Here is a 24,790-nt window from a genome sequence, read left to right as displayed (position 1 = left end):
ATGGGACTCTATGACCGTTTAAATTTTTTCGATGATGTACAAATTGATTCTGCAGATATTGACCGGCAGCTTGCGGCTTTCAAGTCACCAGCCCCACCACCACCCCAACCGGAACAACGTTCTGGCCTGGGGGAAATCTGGAGCCAGTTGAAGGCCGGGGCTTTTATAGACCTGCCCCGTATGGCCGGACGTGCAATGCAGTATTCATCAAGTCCCGGCAACAGCGTCTATGAAAAAGGCAAGAGCCTGGTTGAGGCCACTGACGCCATTGAAAAGCTACCGGATATGATGCCCGGAGATACGACAGGCCGCCCTGTTGTTGACGCTCTTTCCAAGGGTGCCCGGATGATCCCGCAAAGCATAGCCCCTGCTGCCGGTGTTGGCTTAACCTTGTCCGGTGTCGGTGCCCCTGCCGGTGTTGCCCTGATAGGCGGCTCTGCATTGGCTGCCCTGCCTGCCGGTATGGCACAAGCACAGGAGACCTTTGAAAAGGGACTTGCCAAGCATGGCCTGACCGCTGAACAGGCAGCAACCATGCAGGGCGATCCACGGGTACAGGACGCCTTGAATGCTGCCAGAATGACGGGCGGCATTGAATGGGGTGGAGAAACCGCAGCCGGTGCCATAGGTGGCAAGCTGTTGGGCATAGGTGGTAAATTATCAAGGCCGCTGTTTGGAAAGTTCCTTGCCCCGGTAGAGCAACAGGCCGCGTCTCAGGTTCTTAAAAACTTCAGCATTCCAACCATGGCCGCCAATTACGGCAAACAGGTCTTTAAAACAGCTGCCGGAGAAACCGCGACAGAGATGGCGCAGAGTGCAGCAGAAGCCGGGGTGGAACAACATTACGGCTATGATCAGCAAACCCCGTGGAATGCTGCAAAAAGCGCCGTGCTTCCCAGCCTTGGTATGACGGCACTACTGGCACCCTTTGGCATACCTGCCCATGTGGCCCACAGTCGCGGCATGGTGCAGGCAGCAGACGCACTAAGCAACCCACAGGCCCCCCGTGAATTACGATCAGCAGCAGCAGAACAGGTATACTCAGAGCTGACCAAGGTATCACCAGAAGCAGCCAGCAACTTTGCCGCCCGCTCCTTTGATGCCATTCATGGCCACGAAGAAACCGGCAGCGCCCCCTATGGCCTGAATCTGGATGAAGACAGCATCCAACCATTTACCCCCGGCGTATTCCATCCAGCAGAACAGGAGCAGGACCAGACAGCGGCACCGATTCAGCCGTTATCTGATGGCCCGCTGGGTAAAGCCCTTGCTTCTGGTGGTGTGGGGATGCAGCAGGTACAGCAAGAACAGCAGGCAGAACAGCAACTGCAGCAACAGCAGCCACTGAACCGGCTGCAAGAGGCACGGTTACAGTTTCTGCAGAACAGGCTGGACAATGGGGCAGAGCTTTCAGAAACAGAACTCCGACAGATGGAAAAACTGAAGATCCGCAGCGCCGGGCCTGCTGTTACTGAACTGCTGGGCGGACCTTCTGAGTTTCGGACGCCGGTAACCATGCCGCAACCTGATGAACTATCCCTTGCCAACCACTGGGCAGATGAACAGATACGCAACGGCATGACGCACCTGATGAACGTCAGGGCCTTCGACAAAACCGGCCAAGCCCTGATACAGGAGTGGAAGCGGCTAACCGGACAGCAGCAGCAGGAGACACCATCAGCCGTGCAGCAGCTGGACGCGGTATCTCACCCATTCACCCTGAATTCTGTTGCGTCTCAAAAATCGCCCACTATGCACGGCAAGCCAAACCGTGCCGTCAATCCGGTGCATGATGATCTGGTAACCGCCATTGGCAAGTTGGGCGGTATCAACCGGGAACAGGCAATTACCCAATGGGGTGCCAGCATTAAAGACGCGGTTGCAGATTTAAGCCGCCACGCCAGCAAAACAGGTAAAGCGGGGATGCTGCATGTTATCAGCAGTAAGGGTAAGCCGCTGGATTCCATGCGCGAACTGCTGGAAGAGCACAGCTACAGCAACCAGCACCAGACCCACGTTGAACAAGATCTTTCTGCAGCCCCCTTTGATGTTTCTGACCTGAACCCGACACATGACAGCGCACCGATGTACTCTTTGAAAAACACCGACAACAGCGGTATACTGACAGCAGACACAACCGGAGGTGCCCACCATGAACGAACTGATGAAGGAAGAACTGCAGGCGTACACCAAGGGGCAACAACAGCTGCAACAGGTAAACCGAACCTTGGAGGAACCACCCTTGAGCGGATTACTGGGCACACTCCAGACCAGCTTGCAGAACAGGTTGAAAGCACCCCTATCATCGGAGAACGTTTCACCAGACCAATCAAACAAGCCCTTGTAGAGCATTACCACAATCCCGCTTTCTGGTCTGAAATGGCACGGCAACAGCCTGAACTCGCCCCGGACTTTAAAGCGGTTGCAGCTACCCTTGACAGCCCCACCAAGCCGCTGACCGTTGCAGCAAAGGCTGCTGCAAACCTTACTGCTGATGCTATCCGTATCAAGTTTGACCCCACCTTTGAACAGCAGGCGGCACAACATGACCCCCAGGCCGTGCAGGATCTGGCTGGCCGCTGGTACACAGAGCGTGGCGAACAATCCCCCTTTTTCCGTCTCTGGTCTCATAACGCCCCGGTCATATCCCTTGATGATGCTGTTCCAGCAAACAGTCTGGCAACCGGGAAGCCGGTGGTGGTGAAAGGCTGGCACACGTCGCCAGGCACAATCAATCGCTACCATTCAGAGTTTGCAGGCGCTCATTCAGGTTTTGAAACAAAGGGCTGGATCTGGATGGCACCCCATGAAGGGGCGGTAGATCACCTTGACGGTGTTGACGGCATGCACGGCAACCAGTACGCCACAGAGCAATTCTACCAGCGGATGCTTAACCCAAAGCGACTGCTTATGACCGGCAAGGCAATGACGCGGGCCGCGATGGAAAAGGCCCAACAACAAGGCCATGACGGGGTGCTGCTGATTGCAAAAGGCAAGCTGGTTAACTCTGTTGTGTTTGATCCCCGCAACTTTAAGGCGGTTGAAAACTGGGGCACCTTTAACACAACCGAATATTCACGCTATAGCCTTCAGGAAGGTTTGCAGGATCAAGACAGCACACAGACACCACCCCACCAGCAAAACCCAGCCACAGAGACAGCCAGCCAACAAAGCGGGCCGGTTTTCAATCTGACCATTGATCAGGTTGCCAAGGCTTTCCCTAATCAGGAGATTGAAGAAGGGGCTGAAGGTTTCACCGTATCCCTGAAAAACGGTTCAACAATCAGGATATCCGGCACAGATGAAATCCAGTTTAACAGCAAGGCTGCTGAAGCATCCTATGGCCGTACACCAACCGCCAACGAAGTACCGGTGGCCATGTTCCAACGTATGGGACGTGATGCTGTTATCTCTCTGACTGAAGCCGGTACTGGCGAGATCCACCACGAAACCTTTCACGCTGCAATGGCATTGGCACTGAATGAGAAACAGCGGACCACACTGCTTGCCAAGTTCGGCACCGAAGAGGCCGCCGCCCAGGAATACCAGCGTCTGAAAGATAGCGGCAGCTTTGACCAGAAAAAGGGGCACCTCTGGTTACGGGCTATCTATCAATTCTTCCAGAGGATTCGGAACCTGTTCAGCTCAACCGGTCAGATTATGGAACAGATAGCAACCGGCAAGGCTTGGGAACAACAGCCCGCAACCGCTACCGAATCCCCCCGCTACTCCCTGAAAGAGATCAACAACAAACTGACCCAGGTTAAAGCAACCGTGGACAGGCTGAACAAGGCAGCGGATAAATCAGCCTTTGTTAAAGACGATCTGAAGCCAGCCCTTAAAACAGCCAAGGAAGGTTTGGCCGCTTCATGGGATGGCCTGAAGGCTGCAACAGCCCCCATGCAGAGAAGTGAAGCAGCAGAAGAGGCAGGCCGTATCCTGATTGAAGGCATGGGCACACGGGAGCGGTACAAAGAGCAGTTTATCAGCAACCTGAACAAGGCGGTTAATCAGACTGAGAAAGCCACCACCAGCACTGCCAAGCTGCTTGACCTGATGCAGCACTCAATCACCCTTGCCGACAAACTGTTTAACACCATGCCGGAAGCCAAGCGTATTGACTTCATGCAGCGGATGGACACCGGACAGCAGCAAGCAAACCCTGAACTGCAGCGTCTGGCAGATACCATCAAGGCCATGTTTGAAGAGAAGGCAGCCAAGGTGCAGTCACTTGGTACCGGTGCCCTTGAGCAGACCCGCGAGAACTACTTCCCCCATATCTGGAAGCGTGGGGAGGATGCAAAAAAAGAGATTATCAGCCGCCTGTCCAAACGCCCGCTCGAAGGTGGTAAGGGCTTCACCAAAGGCCGGGTATTTGATGATGTGCTGGCAGGGATTGAGGCCAAGCACGAGCTGGTATCAACTAATCCGATTGACCTGGTGTTTTTGAAGCTGGCTGAAATGGATAAGTACATCAATGCCCATGTAGCCCTGCAGGCTATGGAAGCAAGCGAGCTGGTGCAGTTGATCCCGGCTGCAGAGAAAATGCCGGACGGATTCACTGACATTGCCGGTAAGTATGGGATTGTGACCAAGAAGGGCTTTATGACCCCTGAAAGCGGGACTGAAGAAGTGAGCAGCTACCGCTATGTTGCCCGTGAAGATGTGGCCCAGGTCTTTAACAACTATCTATCCCAAGGCCTTTACACCAACAAGTACGTGGGCGCTCCTTTCCGTGGCTACATGCAGGCCGCCAACATGCTGAATCAGTTTCAACTTGGTGTAGGTTCTGCTTTCCATGCCGGTTTCACCTCTCTGGAGGCGGTCATATCCCACGGGGCACTTGGTATCAAGGCCCTTGCACGGGGCGACTTCAAAGAGGCTGTCAAGTATCTGAAACAGGCACCGGCGGCATGGTATCTGAACCCTAAGCTGGGAGATACGGTATTAAAAGCATGGATGGGTGATGAAGCGGCAGCCAAGGAAATGCCCCAGATGATGGAATGGCTGCAGATGGCAGGGGCAAGGCGCTTGATGGATTCCCGCTTTCAAACCAATACAACCCAGGAACTGCTGCAGAAGTGGGCTGACGGTAACAAGGGCGGTGCTGCAATCAGGGCGCTGCCTGCACTGGTGGAACAATCAGCCAGACCAATCCTTGAATGGCTGGTGCCCCGGCAGAAATTTGGGGTATTTGCTGAAATGGCCCATTCATGGAGCAAGCAAAACCCTAACGCCAGCCATGACCAGACCCGTAAAGCCATGCAGATGATATGGAACCGCGTGGACAGCCGTCTGGGGCAAGTGGTGTATGATCGCCTCTTTGTTCATAGCATTGCGAAGAACCTTACCCAGGCAATCATCAGGGCACCCGGCTGGACAGGCGGCACCATTCTGGAAGTAGGCGGCGGTATCAAAGACCTGACCGGCTACCTGAAAGGCCTTGTTACCGGAAAGAAACCGGAACTGACAGACCGGGCAGCCTATACCCTGTCTATGCTGGTTACAACCGCCGTTGCCAATGCACTCTTAACCGCCCTGTTTACCGGGGAACCACCAGACGATTGGAAAGACCTGGTTGCTTTTAAAACCGGCAAGAAGGATGAAAAGGGCAACCCTGAACGGTTCATGCTGCCCACCTACATGAAGGACGTATATGCCTACGTCCAGCAGCCAGGCAGCACGCTACTACACAAGACACACCCCATGCTTTCACTGATCAGTGACGCAATCAGGAACAAGGACTATTACGGTACTGAGATCAGGCACAGCGGAGACAATCCGGCAATGCAACTGCTGCAGGTTGCAGGCTTTACCGCCAAAACCTTTGTACCGTTCTGGATGAAGGGAGTTGCCAAAGAACAAGAACGTGGTGGCTCAGTAGCAGCCATGCTGGCCCCGCTGATTGGCATAATGCCAGCCCCGGCAAGTATGAACATGACCAAGGCAGAAAAGCTGGCAAGTGAACTGGTACAAGGCAGGATGCCGCAAGGCACCAAAACCAAGGAACAGTTTGAAAAAGGCCAACTGATTGCACACCTGACCAGCCTTACCCGGAGAGATCCAAGGCAGGCAATACAGGAGATCAACGAAGCAGTACAGCAAAGAAAGATTAGCAGCATACAGGCCCACCATATTGCACAGAATGCACGGATGGCCCCGGTACAGGTGGCATTCAAACGGCTGTCACTGGAAGAAGCGCAGCGGGTATGGGAAGCGGCAACGCCTGAAGAGAAACGGCTTCTGTATCCGCTGATGATCAGGAAGAAACAGAACCGGCAGGGATAATGAACACCAGCATTCAGACAACAAGAAAGCCGCTCCGGGGAACCAGGGCGGCTTTCTTGTTTAATGGTGGTCTGTCCGTAATAATTGCGGACACAAAATAAGTAACATCAATATGTTACATGCAGACTACCAAAAGAAAATAGCTTACGCAATACGTTTTTTTCAGGCAGCGTAGTCAAAGAATTTATCACTCTCTTAACCAGAACAGGAGGACTTATGCCTAAAACCGCCAAGGATCAACTGCACGATATTCACCACGACTTGTTAATGGAAGTACTGAAAGTAAATATTTTATCCAGAGCTTCTGGAGGCAACCCAGACAACGACTTTGAAGTGGGCATGCACGAATCAATAAACGACTTAAGTGATCGCCTGCAACTCCTGTGTGACCGCCTCGAAGCATTTATTTAAAGGGGCGCACACTATGTCTAAAACAAACGCCAACACGAAAGGAGCAACAGCCATGGCCCGCAAAACAAACAGACAACAGCAGGGACAGATTACATCAGCCGAAACCCACAAAGAACTTGTTTCTGACTCGTGTTTCTTCGCCTGTCAAACCCGACTTAAAATGCTTTCTACTCTTGCACTTGAGGACCCGGACTGGTTACGAGAAGATGACGATATGTTCAGCGGATTTGTAAATATACTGGTAGACCTGAATGACCTGCTTGAGCTGGCAGTTGATAAGTCACACAGTGAATACAGTGAGCTATTAGAAAAACTGAGATCGGCAGGGCAGCAGCCATGAACACTACACAAACACCCACATTCTACACCGGATGCCTATTGAATATTCTGGATCGTGAAGTCAGTGACCTTGCTGAAGAGTGGAATCATTTAACCAAGGAAGAACAGGTAGACAGACTTAGTGACTTGTGTGTTATGGTAAGGACCATAAAGCAGACAGAACAAGGGCAGAATATTTAATCTATGGGGATATTTTTAGGGATATCACAACAAGCTATCCAAAAAACATTACATCAAATAACAGCATGTTACAAAATCAGTTCGAGAGACTGAGCACCAACACACAATCCGGCACCGTCCGGTTACATCCAAAAGCCCTTGAATTTTCAAGGGCTTTTTCTTTTGTCTTGTCCAATGCAATCGATATGGTATGCTTAAACCAATGATTTTATGGGGACTATTTACACAAAAAGGCCCCGCAAAAACAGAAGATAATACAGTAGAACTAGTGCGACCCACCACCCTCTGGAGGAAGCCACACTTTGGAAAACAAAAAGCTGCAGGACCATTTCCAAAAGACCGTTTTCAGCGACTTCCCCTTTGCTGCATGGATGAAGGACAAGGACGGGCGCTATTTAGCAGCAAACCAGAAATTAGCAGAATACCTTGGCGTAAGGTCTTCAGATGTCCTGATTGGGAAAACCATTCGGGACTTTTTTGACCCCACAGTTGCTGATCAAATCTCTGAAGAAGTGAAAGCCGTAGTAACCAACAGCACGCCGATCCATATAGAAAAAGAGTTTTCAGTTAATGACGGAAAGCGCTGGTTTGACATCTACCAAACGCCTGTCGTTATTGAAGGAGAACTGGCAGGCATGGTCGGATACGCCTGGGATATTTCAGAACGAAAGCTCATTGAAAAAGCCCTTACCGAAAGTGAAGATCGTTACCGGAGGGTTGTTGAAGTCTCACCTGACGCAATTTTTGTTCATTGTGAAGGTAAGTTCGTTTTTATGAATCAGGCAGCGGCAGCACTTTTGGGAGGTGAAAAACCTGAGGATTTTTATGGCCTGCGTGCTCTTGATTTCGTTCACCCGGCCATGCGTGATCTTGTAACGCAAAGGATTAAAAATGCCTGGTCACTGGGTGACAACCCTGTGATCGAAGAAGAACTGCTCCGTTTAGACGGCACAACGGTGTATGTAGATATGGTTTCCGTCTTTTTTTCTTATGAAGGCAAAAACTCTGTATTAGCCATCGCCCGTGATATTACCGAAAGAAAGAAAATCCAGAAGGAGTTTAATGACACACTTAAGGCCTTAGCTGATAGCGAAAGGTTCTTAAACACAATCATCGACACAGAGCCTGAGTGTGTCATGCTACTGGATACTGACCTCAACTTTTTGATGGTGAGCCGAGCTGGATTGGCAATGCTACAGGCAGATTCCCTTGAACAGATCAAAGATCAACCTTTTTGTAGTGTAATACCGATCAAACACCAGGAGTCTTTTAAACTTCTTGCAAAACAGGTCTTTCAAGGCAGCCCCGGAACACTTGAATTTGAGATTACAGGACAGGACTGAAAGGGGCTACGGTCTGGTTAGACATTCACGCAGTGCCCTTTCGCAATGAAAAAGATGAAATCATCTCACTGCTGGGAGTCATCAGAAATATCTCCGAGAAAAAGCAGTTTGAGCTGGCTTTAAAGGCTGAACGGGATCACTTCCAAGCACTATTTGAAAATGATGGTTCAGCCCACGTTATTGTTTCATTAGATCGCAAAATCACCAGAGTGAACAAATATTTCTGTGAAATGTTTGGTGGATATGATGAATCTGAGCTGGTTGGCCAATCAACCGAGATCTTGCACGTAGACAGGCAACATCATGACAACTGGGCTTCCAACTTCAAACAGGCTTTCGATGGCAAAACAAATTTCAGTGCCGAGTACCCATGGCGGCGTAAAGATGGCAGTATTTTCTGGTGTGTCTTTAATGGAGTCAGACTGGAGCTTGTAACAGGCGAGGTTGTAGCGGTTTGGAGTGTCCTGGATATAACCACCCGTAAGCAGGCAGAACAACAGCTGCAGATCGCAAAAGAAGCTGCAGAAGTTGCAAATTCAGCAAAAAGTTCTTTTCTTGCCAATATGAGTCATGAAATCAGAACCCCGATGAACGGGATTATAGGCATGGCCCACTTGCTCCACACGACAAACCTTACCGCCGAACAGGAACATTATCTTACAAATATTGAAACATCTGCGATCACCCTGACAAGCCTGATCAGTGATATTCTTGATCTTTCAAAGATTGAAGCAGGCAAACTGGAGCTTGAAAAGACCGATTTCTCCTTACGATGCTGCATTCAAGAGCTTATTACCAGCCAACAATTTCAAATACAGCAGAAAAATCTGTCAGTTCAGATCAAGATCGCTGACAATGTACCAGATATCGTACACGGTGATCAGCTCCGTACACGCCAAATACTATTGAATCTAATAGGTAACGCAATCAAATTCACAGAGCGGGGAAGCATATGTGTTTCCGGCCAATAAGTGGATTATAAAAGCCATTATGCCCTAATCCGGATGAGCGTCACAGATACCGGCATCGGGATGACAGCACAACAAAAGGAGCGAATATTCACTCCCTTTGAGCAAGCAGACAATTCATTTGCCAGAAAATACGGTGGAAGCGGTCTTGGACTTGCTATCTGCCGAAGATTAACTGAATTAATGGGGGGCCGGATTTGGGCAGAAAGCACTGAAGGACACGGCAGCAGTTTCTATGTAGAGCTAAGCTATGCGATCCCTGAGTCATTGACATCAGAACCGTTGCGAAAAAATGACAAACCGTGCAGTTCTTCTGACCTTCAGCCACTCACCATACTCCTGGCAGAAGACAACAGGGTTAATGCCGAATTCGTAGCCAAGGTTTTGAGCCGGGCTGGTCATACGATCACGACGGTGGAAAACGGCCTGCAAGTGCTTGAGCAGATCAACCACAATCAATTTAACTGCATTCTTATGGATATCCAAATGCCCATAATGGATGGTGATGAAGCAGCTCGTCTGATACGAGAGCAAGAACGAGGCACAGATCGTCACATCCCAATTATCGCCTTAACCGCCCACGCAATGTCCGATGAGCGGGCAAGGCTTTTAGAACAAGGCTTTGATGCACACATTCCAAAGCCGGTTGATATAAGCATGTTGATGGCAGAGATGAAGCGGCTAACGGAAGCAGCATCAAGCCCCTGATAGCAAATGTAGGCTAGTTTGTACTTTGGGCCTGCTCTCTGCATCCCCACAATCCAGTACACAAAAAAGCCCTGCAACCAATTTGGTGCAGGGCTTTTGTCATTTCAGGGGAGCAGGTATTTGAATGTTCAGCATGTACTCCGGGCTGCATTAAGAAGGGCGTACGCCATGGCACGGTTACAGTACCCGAGGTTGTGTACCAGCATATCAGCAGCCGTTTCAAGAGAGACCTTCCCTGATTTAAACAGCGCTACTACGGTACCGAATGCCATCCTGCTCACCTTCTTTCAAAATTGTTATCAACTGCAAAAGGACCTGTTAGTTATCTTTTCGTATCTCCAGAGCAGGAACTTTAGCCTTCATATTTTCTCCTGAAACTGATCAGGAAACCGTCTTAAATCCGGCCATTTCCTGTTCAAGACTCTTGATCTGACGGGACAGACCACTGACCGCCTCCTCCATCCCTCTGGTGGTTTTCAGGTTGCCGGTTGCTGCCTCTTCCATCTCTTCTGCCGTGTGGACGATCTGCTCGCTGCCTTCCAACTGCACCATACAGGCCCGTCTGATCTCTTCAATCATTCTGACAATGGTGTCGGTGGAATCTGCAATGGCAGATCCGGCATCATTATGGGAACGGGCATTGATATGCACGTTGGTAGCCAGTTGGCGCATACTTGCAGAGGCCTGATTGATTACCTCGGCATCGCGGGTCTGGTGGCTGGAAGCCCGCACAATCTGCTCAACCATGGCACCCATCTCTTCCATGGCAAGCCGCATCTTTTCACCCTGCTGGGCATGCTGTTCCGTTGCAGAGGCAATCTCATTGACCTGCTCAGTGGCGATCTTGACCCCTTTAACGATCTTGTGCAGAGCCTCTCCTGAACGGTGGGAGAGCTGTTCTCCCTCCACTACGGCCTGTTCTGAAAGGGTAATCGCCATAACCGCCTTATCAGTTTCTTCCTTAACACCGTTGACGATCTCGGCAATCTCACGGGTTGAGGCGGTGGTCCGACGGGCCAGCTCCTTGATCTCATGGGCCACCACGCCAAAGCCTTTGCCATGTTCCCCGGCCTGGGCAGCAATAATCGAGGCGTTCAGGGCCAGCAACTTGGTCTGCTCGGTCACCTCGTCAATTACCTGCAAAATAGTGCCGATACTGGCAGCATACACCGAAAGGTTGCCAATGGCCTGTTGCACCGTGTGGGAGGCACTGCGGATCTGATGAATGCCGCTGATGGTACTTTCGACCGAGGTGTTGCCTAACTCCGCATCCCTCAACACATCCACCGAAATGCGGGCTGTGGCCTGGGCACTCTCCTCAATCTGTCGCACCGAACGTTCCATATCAGCAACCAGCACCGTGGTACGGGTAGCATTCTCCATCAGATGCTGCACATTTGTATTAATATCATTCTGGCCGCCCGCCATCCTGACAATCGAATCACTGACCAGCTCAACCGAACGGAGCAGTTGCTCTACCAGTTGATTAATTTCAACGGTGCTGGAAACCATCTGCTGGATTGATGCGGCATTGGTTCCGGCAGCGCCAGAAAGCCCCTCCACTGACGAGGTCACTTCTTCAACCGAGTACTTAATCTGGCGAGCTGCTGCCTTGGTCCGGTCAGCTGTATCCTTCTGCCCCTCTGCCAGGGCCAGTCCCTGAGATGCCACATGGCCAACATTGGCACCGATTGCCCGCAGTTCATCAACCGCACTGCGAATACTCCCCACAACCTTGCCCAGGCGCTCCAGCATCTCGTTAAAATTACTGTTCAACATCCCCACTTCATCAGGCGAGAGATCTTCTCCTCGCACAGAGAGGTTTCCTTCAGCCGCCTGATCCATCACACCGGCCAGGCGTTTGACCCTGGTGGGCAGCTTCCGGGATGCCAGCACCAGCAGGACAGCCAGAAACAGTACTGCAGTAATGGCAAAGAAGAAACGTAGTCCATCCGGGGGAATCTGCCTTGCAAACAGCCCGGCCAGGGAGAGGAGGATACCGCTAACAAGCAGAGTTCTGATGAGCTGTGATCCAAATCCAAGGTTCTTTGCCATAGTAATATCCTTACGCAATGCCGGTGGGCATCAGAGTGGTTTTCCTTATACCGCAAATCTATCGCAAAACAAACGGTTCTTATAGCTTATACGGCCAGTGGTCTTGCTTTTTCCCGGTACCGCTCCTATACTGCCCGGACACTTTTCAGGAGGCACAGCATGATTGAGATTAATTTTGACAAGATGGGCGGGCTGATTCCAGCTGTTATCCAGGATTACGAGAACGGCGAAGTGCTGATGGTGGCCTTTATGGACAAGAAGACCCTGGATCTGACCCTGCGAGACGGCAAGACCTGGTTCTTCAGCCGGACCCGTAACAAGTACTGGATGAAAGGTGAAGAGTCCGGCAATACCCAGGATGTGATGGAGGTTCTGACCGACTGTGATGCCGACACCGTTGTCATCAAGGTCAAACAGAACGGCCCGGCAGCCTGCCACACCGGCAACCGCAGCTGTTTTTATGTAAAATGGGAGGATGGGCAGTGGGTTGAGCATTCCAACCCGTTATTTAATCCTGCGGAGGTCTACAAAAAATGAGTACGGTCCTACGATTCGGTGTTCCCAAAGGCAGCCTTGAAGAAGCCACGGTAGACCTGTTCAAACAGGCTGGCTGGCAGATCGGCATCTCCTCCCGCAGCTACTTTCCTACGGTTGATGATGGCGAGATGAAATGCCACCTGATCCGTCCGCAGGAGATGGGCAAATATGTGGAGCGCGGCACCATTGATGTGGGGATTGCAGGCCGTGACTGGATTCGTGAAAACGATTCCGATGTGGTTGAAGTCTGCGACATGGTCTACTCCAAGGTCTCCCGTCGCCCGGTCCGCTGGGTGCTGGTGGTAGCCCAGGATTCGCCGGTTCAGGGACCGGAAGACCTGCAGGGTGCCACCATCTCCACGGAACTGGTGGAGTTTACCAAGCGTTACTTCAAAGAGCGCAACATCCAGGTTAATGTTGAATTTTCCTGGGGCGCTACCGAAGCCAAGGTGGTTGACGGCCTCTGCGACGCCATTGTTGAAGTGACTGAGACCGGCTCCACTATCCGGGCCAATAACCTGCGGATCGTCTGTGATCTGATGGAGTCCGTACCGGTCATGGTGGCCAACAAAACCGCCTGGGAAGATCCCTGGAAGCGGGCCAAGATCGAACAGATCGCCACCCTGCTCAACTCTGCCCTGCGGGCTGAAGGGATGGTGGGGCTCAAGATGAACGCCCCTGCTGACAAAGTGGAAGCGATCATCAGTATCCTGCCCAGCCAGAAGGCGCCTACGGTTGCCCACCTCTACAAATCAGACTGGGTCTCTATAGAAAGTATCCTGCCGGAAAAAGAGGTGCGCCGGATCGTGCCGGAACTGCTGCGCCTGGGTGCTGAGGGGATTATTGAATATCCGCTGAGCAAGATCATCTGATACACAAGCCGCCGTTAGCAGATTATTGAAAAACGTTATGAGGAAGCACGGCTACAAGGCGTAGGTCGCACAGCGACTGAGGCATAACAATTAGTTAGACGAAGAAGCGAGCACCGCGCAACGCCGTAGACGGGCTCCGCAGTAGTTTTTCAACAGCCTGCTAGAAGCACTAAGCCCGCAGCGCGCCTCTCTCAAAAGGCATGCTGCGGGCTTAGTACATTATCACACAAAGTCTGTTCAGATAGCAGGGGCAGCAGGCAGAGCAAGCTGAAATCGAGCCCCTCCAGAGCTGTTGGCAACATCAATGTTCCCCGCCATTTTCCCTTCAATAATGATCTTTGACATGTAGAGCCCCAGACCAACCCCCTGGGATTTATGTTTGGTAGTAAAATAGGGGTCAAATATCTTTCCGCTGATGGCATCAGGAATACCGCCGGCATTATCTTCCACCACAACCATGATCTGCCCGTTTTCCAGCCAGGTGGCCACCGCTATTTCCGGTGTAGCGACCTCACGCTCCACCAGCACGTCACGGGCATTGTTAAACAGATTAAGGATAACCTGAGAAAATTCATTGGCATTGCCCTGTATCAGGCAACCGGAATCCAACTTCAGATTCAATTTGATTCCTGCATCCTGAAATGAGGCCTGCACCAGATCAACGGTTTTGCTAATGGCTGTTGAGACCTCAAAACGTGCAGAAGGCTGCTCTCTCTTAAAGAAATTACGAAAGGTATTGATGGTCTGCGACATATATTGAATAATTTCCATACAGCCACGGGAAAACTCATCAATCTTTGTATCATCCAGCAACGCCTCATCATAATCTACCCGCAACATTTGAACCATGATCCCTAATTCGTTCAGGGGTTGACGCCACTGGTGGGAGATATTGGAGATCATCTCACCCATGGCAGCCAGACGACTCTGTTGAATCATCATGGCATCCTTTTCCCGGTTACGCTGCAATTCCTCCTGAACCCGTGTCTCAAGGGTCCGGTTCAGGGCCTCAAGCTGAGTCTGTTTAACATGCAGTTCCTGCTCTGCAAGAACCCGTTCCGCAATTTCCTCTTCCAGCAGCAACGCCTTTTCATGCAGCTCACTATTGACCTGGGCCAACTCAGCTGTTCGCTCTTCAACCCGTGCCTCCAGCAACTCTTTTGCTTCCTGAAGACGCTTGGTAAGCTCCCTGTTGTGCAGATGGACCGCAATGCGGGCCAGCAGTTCCTCCCGCTGAAAAGGTTTGGTAATATAATCAACCGCTCCAGCCTCAAGCCCCTTAACCTTGTTACCCGTTTCCGCCAGGGCTGTCATAAACAACACAGGAATAGCATGGGTACTCTTCAAGGCCTTCAGTCTGCGGCAGGTTTCGTAGCCATCAATTCCCGGCATCATAACGTCGAGCAAAATCAGATCTGGTTGGGCATAGTCAGCGCGCTTGACTGCGCTTTCACCATCCTCTGCCACAAGGATGGTATAGCCGAAGCTAACCAGGCAATCCCGCACAACAGCAAGGTTGTTGGCATCGTCATCGACAACAAGAATAACCGATTGCCGTTCAGCGGATGAAGTCACCTGCGGTCCACCAGAAATCATGTAGCTGCTCCTCGGTATTGTTCCACCAACGCCAAAATTGCTTTTGCCTTAAACGCCTTTGCCAGCTCACGTAATTTTTCAGCAAAGCAGCGATAGGTATGATTCTGAGCCTCCAGCGCCGTTGCCCAGGCCTCAATCTTCAGCATATCGCCCATCATGGCTAACTCATACAGCACCTCCAACTCTGCTGAGGGAGGTACCACAAACGGCTCATCCTCTTTCCAGAATGTTTGTTCATTCTTGTCTTGCGAAGCTATGGCCTCATCAATTTCCCACTGGATATCAAACAGTACAGAGATTTTTTCCAGCAGGAGATCAATGCGGATCGGCTTGGTTACAAAGTCATCGCAAGCTGCAACAAAGGCCTCCTTACAGGCACCGTCTGTCACCGTGGCTGAGGCACCTATAATTTTTGTTGCTGCAAAATCGCTGTTTTTTCGCAAACGGGTAGCAAACTCCAAGCCATCCATTTCAGGCATCACCAGATCAAGCACCACCAGATCAGGCCGATGTTCAGACACCAGCTGCAGCGCTTCCTGGCCGTTCTGGGCCACGTACAATTCAAATCCCAACGGCTCAAGCAAAGAAACAAGCAATGCCGTATTCCCCACCGTATCATCAGCTACCAGTACACTTTTTCGCGTACCACAATAGCCAACGATATGTGATTCAGTCTTTTCAGAGCTGATCTGGTCAGCCACCAACGTAGGTAACGGCACCTCCAGCCAGAAGGTGCTACCCTTGCCAAATTCGCTTTCAACCCCCATGGTGCCCAGCAAAAGGGTCAGCAGACGTTTTGTGATATTAAGCCCGAGTCCGGTCCCTTCACGGGCCTGACGATCACTGGTAAGCTGGGTAAACGGTTCAAAGATAACACCCAGTTTATCAGCAGGAATACCGATACCGGTATCCGCCACTTCACACCGAAACAGACCGTCTCCGGCACGGCCATAGCTCACCCGCATGGTCACGCTGCCCCGACGGGTATATTTGACCGCATTTGAAAGCAGGTTCAGCAAGATCTGCCGCAGCTTGCGTTCATCGCCATGCACATAGGCCGGCAACGGGGTTTCCGGTTCGTAGTGGAACTGCAGTTCCTTCTCTTCCGCCTGCAGCTTGGTAAGGTTAAAGACCTGAGCGATCAACGCTGGCAGATCAAACACGGCATCTTCAACATCCATCTTATTGGCTTCAATTTTACCGACATCAAGCACATCATTAATCAATGTCAACAGGTGTTCGCCACTGTTGCGCATGATATCAAGCTGCTGTCGTTGTGCATCTGATAAATTATTATGCAGCCGGAGTATCTGGGCATAGCCCAGGATGGCATTCAAAGGTGTGCGCAGTTCATGGCTCATACTAGAAAGAAAATCACTCTTGGCCCGGTTGGCTGATTCGGCCTGTTCCTTTGCAATGGTCAGCTCTGCCGTACGTTCAGCAACCAGTTCTTCAAGATGATCACGATGGTTTATCAGCTCGTTTTCCCGCTCTTTTATGGCACGGCTCATCCGGTTGAACTCTGCGGTAAGCCGCCCTATTTCACTCTTTGGTGATACCACCGCAACCTCGGGATGTTCCCCTTCCCGCACCTCTTTAACCGCGTCGATAAGCGCATACAGTGGCCGGGTCGCCAGGGAGACAAACAGGTACAGTAACAGGGCACCAACCATAGAAAAAACAACGGCAAGTAGACTACCCCGAATGATAATACGTTGCTCGGAGCGGCTTACCACTTCCTTGGAAAGACCTATCCTGACCCAGCCGATCTGCTCCCTGACGGTTGCGTCGGAGCCATTCCCCTCCAATAGAAAAAAACCCTCGGCAGCTTTAATCGTAATGACTGGGGCAAGAAACTCAAAGACATCATCATGTTCGGAAAAGCTGATTAAGCGCTGAGTCCCTGCCGTCAGAGTTGCTGTCAGCGGGTACTGTTTTCCTTCATGCAGCAAAATTTCAGATCGTTTATTAAGGAAGGAAACAAAGGCAACATCCTTGATCTCCATCAACGGCTGGGCAGAAATCTTCAGTTGTTCAAAATTTTCAGACAGCAGCGACAGCTCTGCATTCCGTGCAGCAATCGCCGCAATGGTCTCCCCTTTTTTGATGATTTCATTTTTGAGGATCTTTCTCTCCGTTGAAATTGACTCAAAGGTATAGACCATGGAAATGATGACAATCATTGGAAATAGGAACAGCATCGCACGTCCCCTGAAGGTCAGGGGCACCAGCGAAGCCAGCCAACCGGACAAGCCACGACTCTGCTCAGCCGGCACAGGCTGCTGGTTGCTATTCATATCCACACTTGTCACAGGCCAGGCGATCTCATTGATAGACTCTCTTCGCCCTCTTCAGCATCTCATCCGGCAGCTCAACTCCCATTTTCTGTGCAGTATTGCTGTTTACATACAGGTTATACCGTCTGGGTGATGAGGCTGGCAGTTCTCCTGCATCTCCTCCGTTCAAGATGGTTTGGACCTTTTCACCAATCTGACGGCTGACTGCCTTTGGATCAAAAACCAGGGCAAACAGTGAGCCCTGCTTTACATTGGCTTCTGAGATACCAAATATTGGAATATTATTCCTGAAGGAAAACAGGTACACGCTTGACATAACCGGGGCGGTCAGCAGGTTGGAATCAGGCAGCAGAAGCAGTGATTTGGCATCAGTAAGACGATTAACGGTAGTCACAAGATCAGATGAGCTGACAACACTGTGCACCGATACCTGGGCATAGTCACCGCTTAACAGACTCCGTAGCATGGCTTGGCTCCCCACAACCGACATCCTGGTAAGCGCAGGGAGATAGCGACGAACCGTCGTAACATATTCACCCACCGGAGGAGACATATACACCCCGGTGACATTTGTTCGACCAGACCTGGGGGGCACAACTACAAGACCATAGACAACCGCAATTGAGGGAGGCAATCGCAATGCCTCATATACCGCATCAGCACCCAGTGCAACCACAACCTCGGCACCTTCCCGTTCCACGACCGTGCCAAGTCGCCCCCTGATCTCCGAGACAGCATATTCCTTGGCCTGCGACCTCACAGACAGCTGAATATCGGCAACAACACCGGCTACAAACGGATATTTGGTATCCCCCACAATCAGGACTTTGGCGGCCTCAGCAGTGACGGGGAACAGCTGCAGAATGCAAAGAAACAGCAGTGCCGCAAAATATCTGCGACACTGCTTCTCAACAACGGAGAGGTGTAATAACGGTATCTTCAAAGCAGTAATTCCTTTGTTAAAACTTGTACGAAGCGGTCACAAACCCGGATATCCCTTCACGGGGATAATCTCCTGGAACCTTCGCCGCTGCACCTGAGGTATCAGGGTCACTGTAGCGCTGATCAAAGAGATTGCGTACCGTCGCCTGTATTTCCAATGTTTTATAGAAATTTTTTAGCGTAGCGCTCAGATCTACCGTTGTATAGGCAGGCATCTCCGACCTGGTATCACCGGTATCCCGTGGGCGTGGCCCGGTCCAGAGCAGATCAGTATGCAGGTTCAGGTACCTGGTTAAGGCATAGTTTACGCTACCGGAAGCACGATGTGACGGCACATAGGGCAATCGTCTGTCATTGCTGATGTCACGCGGGTCCTGATAGGTATAATTCAGCTTCCAGTACAGGTCAGTCCCTACTGCTCCATTAAATCCCAGTTCAACACCTTGCGTCTCTGTTTTGCCGATGTTGGCATTAACAGCGGGTTGACCTGCAACCGTTGAGGGGACCCACCCGATCTGGTCGTTGATGGTACTGAAAAAATAGTTCAGGTTTGTTGCAAAATAGCGGTTCAAACGCCAGGCAACGCCTGCCTCATAGGTTTGGATCTTCTCCGGCTTAAGATGCGGGTTGCCGACCACCACGGGATTATTGATATTATACAGTTCCTGAAAATTGGGGGCACGAAAGGCCTGACCGTAAAGCAGCTTTAGATCAACACTTTCCAGAACGTTCCAAACCAGTCCTATTCTGGGATTCAGGGTGTCGCCAAAATCACTGTAATGGTCATAACGCAGGCCAGCCGTCAGGTTAACCTGCTCCAGCAATTGCCATTCATCCTGCAGGTAGGCAGCAAATATCTGGCGAGTGGCATCCTTGTTCCAGTTGGCTACCTCCTGTACTGAAGAGAGCGATGCAAAAGTCAGCGGATTGAAGTTGGCCAACTGCTGCACATCATACTGGCGCATTTCCTCAAAGGAGATCCCTGCAATCAGGTGATTCCCCGCAAAGGCATCCCAATCAACCTGCAGCTCGCCACCAATGGTACGATTCTTTACCAGCGGCTTGCCAATCATGCCGTTCGGATAAGTGAATACTGTTGGAGGAACCGTCGGGATGGTTAAAACGTAGCCGTTTGGATACAGCTTTACGTTCGGGTCCTGCTCATAATAGTCGTACGAAAGCTTAACGTTCAGGGCAAGAGTGTCGGTAAAATGCAGGTTATAGGCCAGCTCACTCCAGTAGTTTTCCAGCTGTTCCTTATTGGTATCATCGGTTAGAGCAGATGCAAGGCCGATATAAAAGTTCTGATGCTTTGACATATAATGGCTACGAAAGGAAAGATCACCGTAACCGACCTTCAGAAAGGCATCTGTCTGTTTAAAATTTTGGTTGGTGGCACCAGGAGCCTGAGAGAAAGGAGTGCCGGTCAGACTATCTGCAGCAACTGCCAACTTCTGGCCGTGGGTCTGATAGTGATCCAGGCTGCCTGAAACCGTCAACTTGTCACCAATTGCCTTACCTCCAACAAGGTTTCCCTTAAAACTGTCTGAGTCACCACCACCGGCTTTTATTTCTAACCCTTCAATTTCTTCAGCATTACGGGTAATGATGTTGATGGTGGCCACAAAGGCGCTATTGCCATACAGTGCTGAGCCTGGCCCCCGCACCACCTCCACCTGACGGATATTTTCCATCGGAAGCATACCAGCTACATTATACAAGGCGCTGCCGGTAAAATTTTTGTTCAGGGAATGGCCATCGATCATGACCAGAATTTTTTCGCTGAGCTGTGTCCTTACCCCCCGCACCTCAATCATGCTGGCACCAAACTCAGTGATTGAAATACCAAAGCCCGGTACCATCTTAAGGACGTCCAACAGATTGCGGGCACCCATGTTCCTGATTTCATCAGCTGTTATGACCGTAGCTATGGCAGGGGCTTTACGTAACGAGGTAGGACGTTTGGTGGCGGTAACCAGATCTTGCTCCTCAAAAAACATGAGCAACTCTTTACCATCGGTCTGTTCATTGAGGGCAACAACAGTATCTGGCTGGGCCTGAGGGGCATCAGCCCCTTGAGCCACAACACCGGTCCCCAGACACAACACAAAAGATACGCAGGCAGCAGATGCTTTCTTTTTCATGGGTTTATCCCTCTACGATGGTTGTGGTTACCCATTATTACTGTATCTGGTTTTTATACTCATTAAATTTTCAGGTGTAAAGTTGATTATCCTGCTATCAAAATTAACAGCTTTACGTTGGAGTTTCCACAAACATCAGCTATGGTACTGCTCCCTGCACGCCAAATCGATTATTTACTGACAGAAACTTTGAAAACTAAGCCATAAGGTACTCCCATGCTCACCTACACAATTACCACTGATGACCACTGCCGCCGCCTTGAAAGCTGGCTGCAACGCCTTCTACCAGCGGCTTTGCCTGCCTACTGCCGCAAACTGATCAAATCCGGCGCCTGCACCCTGAACAAGGCAAAATCCTCACCTGATACCCTGCTCACAGCTGGCGATATCGTTAGCCTCAAGGAAAGCGAACAGGTTATGCAACAGCTGAACAGACCGCTGCCGCCGATTGATCTGCTCTGGCAGGATGACCGCCTGCTGGCGCTCAACAAACCGGCCGGTCTGGCCATGCATCCCGCTGCCGAGGTGGATGAAAACCTGGCGGATATCGCCTCGGCTTGGCTGGAAAAAAAGGCCAACTATCCGGTACGGGCCTATCCGGTTAACCGCCTTGATCGCGGCACCTCTGGCGTGGTACTGCTGGCCACCAGTTCATCCAACGCTGGGATACTGGGCAGACAGGTTAAAGAAGAAGGGCTGGACAAAATCTATCTGACCGTGGTGGAAGGGATTCTGGAGGGCGACGGTGAGATTAACCAACCACTGGATGGCAAGGAATCCATCAGTTGTTACCGCTGCCTGTCTGTTGGAGAGAACTGCTCATTTCTGCTGGTGGAACCGGTTACCGGCCGTACGCACCAGATCAGGCGGCACCTCTCGTCAATCGGTCATCCGGTGGTGGGTGATAAGCGGTATGATGCCCAACCGCTGCCCACCCTGGCAGGCATCGCCCTGCACTCCTTCCGCACCAGACTGCAACACCCTACCCCTGAGACGCAGCTGACGGTCTGCGCCCCGCTGCCAACCGCACTGCGGGAGCTGATTATTGAACGCTGCGGAATAAACGAGAAAGAACTGCTCACGCTTCTGCAGAATCTGAGTTAACACCTCCAACACGACCGGCCTGCTAACAGGCCTGTGCTAAAGGCCGGTTGACGCCCACCTAACCTGTGGTAGGCTGTATACTTGCAATCAGTACAACCACCCTCAAATTCTGTCGGAGACCTGCCATGCGCACCCAGCTGTACCGCCTGTTGATCCTGCTTTCCCTTATTCTTCTGATGCTTCCCGGCTGCCAGAAAAAGGAATCGAACCAGCTTTTAGAAAAATCCAGATCGAAAGCAATGCCAGCTGCAGCTCCGGCAGCACCTGTGGCAGAAGCAGAAGCAGATGCAGATGCTGTTGCAGAGCCTGCAGGTAATGCAGCCGACAAGCCGTCTCAGCGCAAGGTAATCATGACCTATGACCTCACCCTGGAGGTCAAGGAGACCGTTGCTGTTATCCGGCAGATTTCTGCATTGGCTGAAAAAAGCGGCGGCTTCATCGTGAGCTCGCAAAGCCGTAAAGAAGAAGATGGTGTGGTACGGGGAGAAATAGCGATCAGAGTACCCACCGGCAAGGTGGGCGGCATACTGGAACAACTGCGCAAGACCGGCAAGGTGGCAGCAGAACAGGCCAATGCAGAAGATATCACAGAAGGCTATGTGGATCTTGAAGCCCGGATGAAGAATGCCCGCTCATCCGAAAAACGGCTGCAGGATATGATGAAGCAGGCAGGCAAGCTATCCGATGTGCTACTGGTTGAAAAGGAATTGACCAGGGTACGTGGAGAGATAGAGGCCTTTGAGGCAAGAAAACGGACCTGGGATCTGCAACTGGAGATGACCTCCATCAAGATCACTTTAACTGACCGCGCCGGGGCTCTGCCCACCTTCCAACGCTTCTGGCATCCGCTGCACGGCTCAATCGGCCAGGCACTGGAAGGCTTCTCCGGCTCACTACGTGCCATGATCATCTTTGTCGGGGTTGTGCTGCCCTGGGTGACTATCCTGTTGCCAATCTCAATCTTTATCTGGAAGCGGATCTCCCGCTGGCGAGAGGCCAGAAGACAGCGGAAAGTGGCAAAAGCGGCGGGACAACAAATTTGAAGCAAGAGAAGGCCGGTCATGAGCTCACCGGCCTTATTGTATCAACCCCAACCATTGCCAATAGGGGATTGAGGCAATGATGGCAACCTGCGCTGCAACCAGATAGGCAAACGCTGCCCGACGGGTCTGGTGGTGGTCAAACAGCGCCCCTTCAGTGGCTTCCATCAACCCGGCATAGATACTGTTCTGGTAGCTGGTAAACCAGGGATTACCCGAGATAAGCACGGTCAGGCAGATCACAAACGGATCGATACCGCTGTTGCCCACCACCGGCAGCACCGACAACAACAGCACCAGCTGGGCAGCAGGCAAGGGCAGAAAAAAGCGCAGGACAAACATCGCCAGAGAAACGGCTGGCAGCAGTAGATACGGGCTTTTACCTATCCCGTTCAGTAGCGGCCCCAGCTGCCCGGCAGCCGTACTGCCCAGGCCGCTGGATGAGATCAGTCCCCCATACCCGACCAAAGCGCCGAAGGACAACAGAAAGTTCCAGTCAATCTCGCTACGTACCGCCTTATCCTGCAATACCCCCCAGCTAAACAGCAGAAAAAAGCTGGCCAGTGCCACCCAGGCACTGTTGACGTGATGCCAGGACTGGGTCAAAAAACCCAGCAGGGAAGCACAGACCACCAGCAGGGTGATCCGTTCGTTGCGGTCCATGCTCCCCAGGGCAGACAACTGGGCCTGCACCATGGATGAACCTGCAACCCGTTGTCGCTTTGGACGATACAACATCAGCAATGAACCGTAGGAAAGCACAAAAAAGACCAGCCCCTGCACCAGTGCAGCAATCAGCCAGCTAAACCAGGTTACGCGGCTTACCACAGCATCCGGTAACAGGCCAAAGGCCAACAGGCAGGTGGCGGTGCCGTTCATAAACATAAACGACATATGCCCAAACCCCAGTAACGCCGCCATGGACATGCCGATTGAGCCGGCACTGCCCTTTCTGAAACGAAGAATCTCACTTAAATTGGCCACCAGTGGCCCGGACAACACGGCCCGCCCGTTGGATGAAGGGATCACCGGCGTCAGCAGCAGGCCACTGGCTGCCAGTGCAAAGGTCTGCCAACCGTAGCTGGCCGGGAAACGGCTAATCATCAACAACACCAGCCGGTACATCAGGCCGGTGCGGGAGATTGCCGCCGAGATGGCAAACACCCCTAGCACCAGAAACCAGGAGGGATGGGAAAAACCGGCAAAGGCCTCCTTGGGGCTGGCAGCCCCAAACAGCACCGCAGCCAGCGGCAGGGCAAGGGCCACGGCATGGTAATTAAAGGCATCCAGCGCCCAGGTGATGGTGGCCCCCAGCAACAGCTCCAACAGAATCAACCGCTGCAGCGGCATACCGGCCTTGTACAACAGCGGCCCGGTCGTTACAAACATGATCAGCGCCAGTGCAATACAGATAAACCGGCGGTTACGCAGCGCCATCCCCAGGCTCCAACCGGCAGTCAGCCCGGATGATGAGGGCAATTTGTCCTGTGCATCCTGCGGCAGCAACTCCTCCAACAACAGACCTTCATCGCTGGTGTATCCGTTGCCCACATGGCAGGTCGTGCGACTGACCCGCTCAGCCAGAAGCCGCGCCATCCGCTGTGCCAGATCATTATGCTGCTTCATCAGTTGCGAAAATCGATCACGGGAGAGTTTTAACACCGTGGTGCCGATCACCTCGGCAAGCACATCAGCAGTACGCTGCTCACCGGTTAAAAGCGCCACTTCGCCAAAGCATTCCCCCTGCTTTAAACGGGCTACCGTAACCTCGCTGCCATCCGGCTGCTTCCGCACCACCCGTGCAGAACCGCTGGTAATGATAAAAAGGCTATCCCCCCTTTCACCTTGCTTGACAATCGCCTCTCCGGCATCAAAGGCAATCACGGCACAGTTGGGGATCAGCCGGGCACGGTCAAGGCGGCTTAAGCTTGCAAAAAGCGGTATGGCGTCAAAGTTGATCTGCATG

The 24,790-nt window shown here is 51.7% G+C and carries 16 protein-coding genes; 10 read left to right on the top strand and 6 right to left on the bottom strand.

The features are described from left to right. From B5D39_RS09760 to B5D39_RS09730, 6 genes are all read left to right on the top strand, one after another. Complete coding sequence (locus B5D39_RS09760) at positions 1-6,288, top strand: hypothetical protein (protein WP_078790283.1); 6,288 nt, start codon at positions 1-3, stop codon at positions 6,286-6,288. 216 nt (positions 6,289-6,504) lie between these two features. Beyond that, complete coding sequence (locus tag B5D39_RS09755) at positions 6,505-6,699, top strand: hypothetical protein (RefSeq protein ID WP_078790282.1); 195 nt, start codon at positions 6,505-6,507, stop codon at positions 6,697-6,699. 13 nt (positions 6,700-6,712) lie between these two features. Next, on the top strand, positions 6,713-7,039 hold the full coding sequence (locus B5D39_RS09750) for a hypothetical protein (protein WP_139366748.1): 327 nt from the start codon (positions 6,713-6,715) through the stop codon (positions 7,037-7,039). A 481-nt stretch (positions 7,040-7,520) separates the two neighbouring features. Next, entirely contained in the window at positions 7,521-8,561 is a 1,041-nt protein-coding gene (locus B5D39_RS09740; RefSeq protein WP_078790279.1) for a PAS domain-containing protein, read from the top strand. A 32-nt stretch (positions 8,562-8,593) separates the two neighbouring features. After that, the gene (locus B5D39_RS09735; protein ID WP_078790277.1) at positions 8,594-9,532 is read left to right on the top strand and encodes a PAS domain-containing protein; all 939 of its coding nucleotides are present in this window, start codon (positions 8,594-8,596) and stop codon (positions 9,530-9,532) included. 33 nt (positions 9,533-9,565) lie between these two features. Then, a complete protein-coding gene (locus B5D39_RS09730) occupies positions 9,566-10,237 on the top strand; it encodes a response regulator (protein WP_161947472.1) in 672 nt (223 codons plus the stop codon). Between the two features lie 381 nt (positions 10,238-10,618). Here B5D39_RS09730 and B5D39_RS09725 read toward each other — a convergent pair whose 3' ends face one another. Then, positions 10,619-12,292: a methyl-accepting chemotaxis protein gene (locus B5D39_RS09725; protein ID WP_078790274.1), complete on the bottom strand. Its 1,674-nt coding sequence runs from the start codon at positions 12,290-12,292 to the stop codon at positions 10,619-10,621. Between the two features lie 159 nt (positions 12,293-12,451). On the opposite strand from B5D39_RS09725, the gene hisI reads away from it, so the two are divergent. Continuing rightward, on the top strand, positions 12,452-12,829 hold the full coding sequence (gene hisI, locus B5D39_RS09720) for a phosphoribosyl-AMP cyclohydrolase (RefSeq protein WP_078790272.1): 378 nt from the start codon (positions 12,452-12,454) through the stop codon (positions 12,827-12,829). Then, entirely contained in the window at positions 12,826-13,701 is an 876-nt protein-coding gene (gene hisG / locus B5D39_RS09715) for an ATP phosphoribosyltransferase (RefSeq protein WP_078790271.1), read from the top strand. Before hisI ends, hisG begins: the two co-directional genes overlap by 4 nt. Positions 13,702-13,938: 237 nt before the next feature. Here hisG and B5D39_RS09710 read toward each other — a convergent pair whose 3' ends face one another. Genes B5D39_RS09710 through B5D39_RS09695 form a run of 4 tightly spaced genes read right to left on the bottom strand, consistent with a single transcriptional unit; the run spans position 13,939 to position 20,680 of the window. Next, a complete protein-coding gene (locus B5D39_RS09710; RefSeq protein WP_078790270.1) occupies positions 13,939-15,297 on the bottom strand; it encodes a hybrid sensor histidine kinase/response regulator in 1,359 nt (452 codons plus the stop codon). Next, positions 15,294-17,594: an ATP-binding protein gene (locus B5D39_RS09705; protein ID WP_078790269.1), complete on the bottom strand. Its 2,301-nt coding sequence runs from the start codon at positions 17,592-17,594 to the stop codon at positions 15,294-15,296. The genes B5D39_RS09710 and B5D39_RS09705 overlap by 4 nt, the downstream gene beginning before the upstream one ends. A 28-nt stretch (positions 17,595-17,622) precedes the next feature. Then, entirely contained in the window at positions 17,623-18,537 is a 915-nt protein-coding gene (locus B5D39_RS09700; RefSeq protein ID WP_078790267.1) for an ABC transporter substrate-binding protein, read from the bottom strand. A 16-nt stretch (positions 18,538-18,553) separates the two neighbouring features. Next, the gene (locus tag B5D39_RS09695) at positions 18,554-20,680 is read right to left on the bottom strand and encodes a TonB-dependent receptor plug domain-containing protein (RefSeq protein WP_078790266.1); all 2,127 of its coding nucleotides are present in this window, start codon (positions 20,678-20,680) and stop codon (positions 18,554-18,556) included. A gap of 216 nt (positions 20,681-20,896) precedes the next feature. Here B5D39_RS09695 and B5D39_RS09690 point away from each other — a divergent pair, with 216 nt between their 5' ends. Together B5D39_RS09690 and B5D39_RS09685 are read left to right on the top strand one after the other, a co-directional pair. Further along, a complete protein-coding gene (locus B5D39_RS09690; protein ID WP_078790265.1) occupies positions 20,897-21,784 on the top strand; it encodes an RluA family pseudouridine synthase in 888 nt (295 codons plus the stop codon). Between the two features lie 125 nt (positions 21,785-21,909). Next, positions 21,910-22,827, top strand: coding sequence for a DUF4349 domain-containing protein (locus B5D39_RS09685; protein WP_078790264.1), 918 nt, complete (start codon positions 21,910-21,912; stop codon positions 22,825-22,827). A 33-nt stretch (positions 22,828-22,860) separates the two neighbouring features. On the opposite strand, the gene B5D39_RS09680 is transcribed toward B5D39_RS09685, so the two are convergent. Continuing rightward, positions 22,861-24,789 (bottom strand): SLC13 family permease, encoded by a 1,929-nt coding sequence (locus B5D39_RS09680; RefSeq protein ID WP_078790263.1) that lies wholly within the window; start codon positions 24,787-24,789, stop codon positions 22,861-22,863. Between the last annotated feature and the right edge of the window lies 1 nt (position 24,790).

Source organism: Trichlorobacter thiogenes (assembly GCF_900167465.1).
In the GTDB taxonomy this organism is placed as follows: Bacteria; Desulfobacterota; Desulfuromonadia; order Geobacterales; family Pseudopelobacteraceae; genus Trichlorobacter; species Trichlorobacter thiogenes.
The sequence above is the reverse complement of the archived record's forward strand: the minus strand, read 5'-3'. Positions and strand labels throughout refer to the sequence as shown.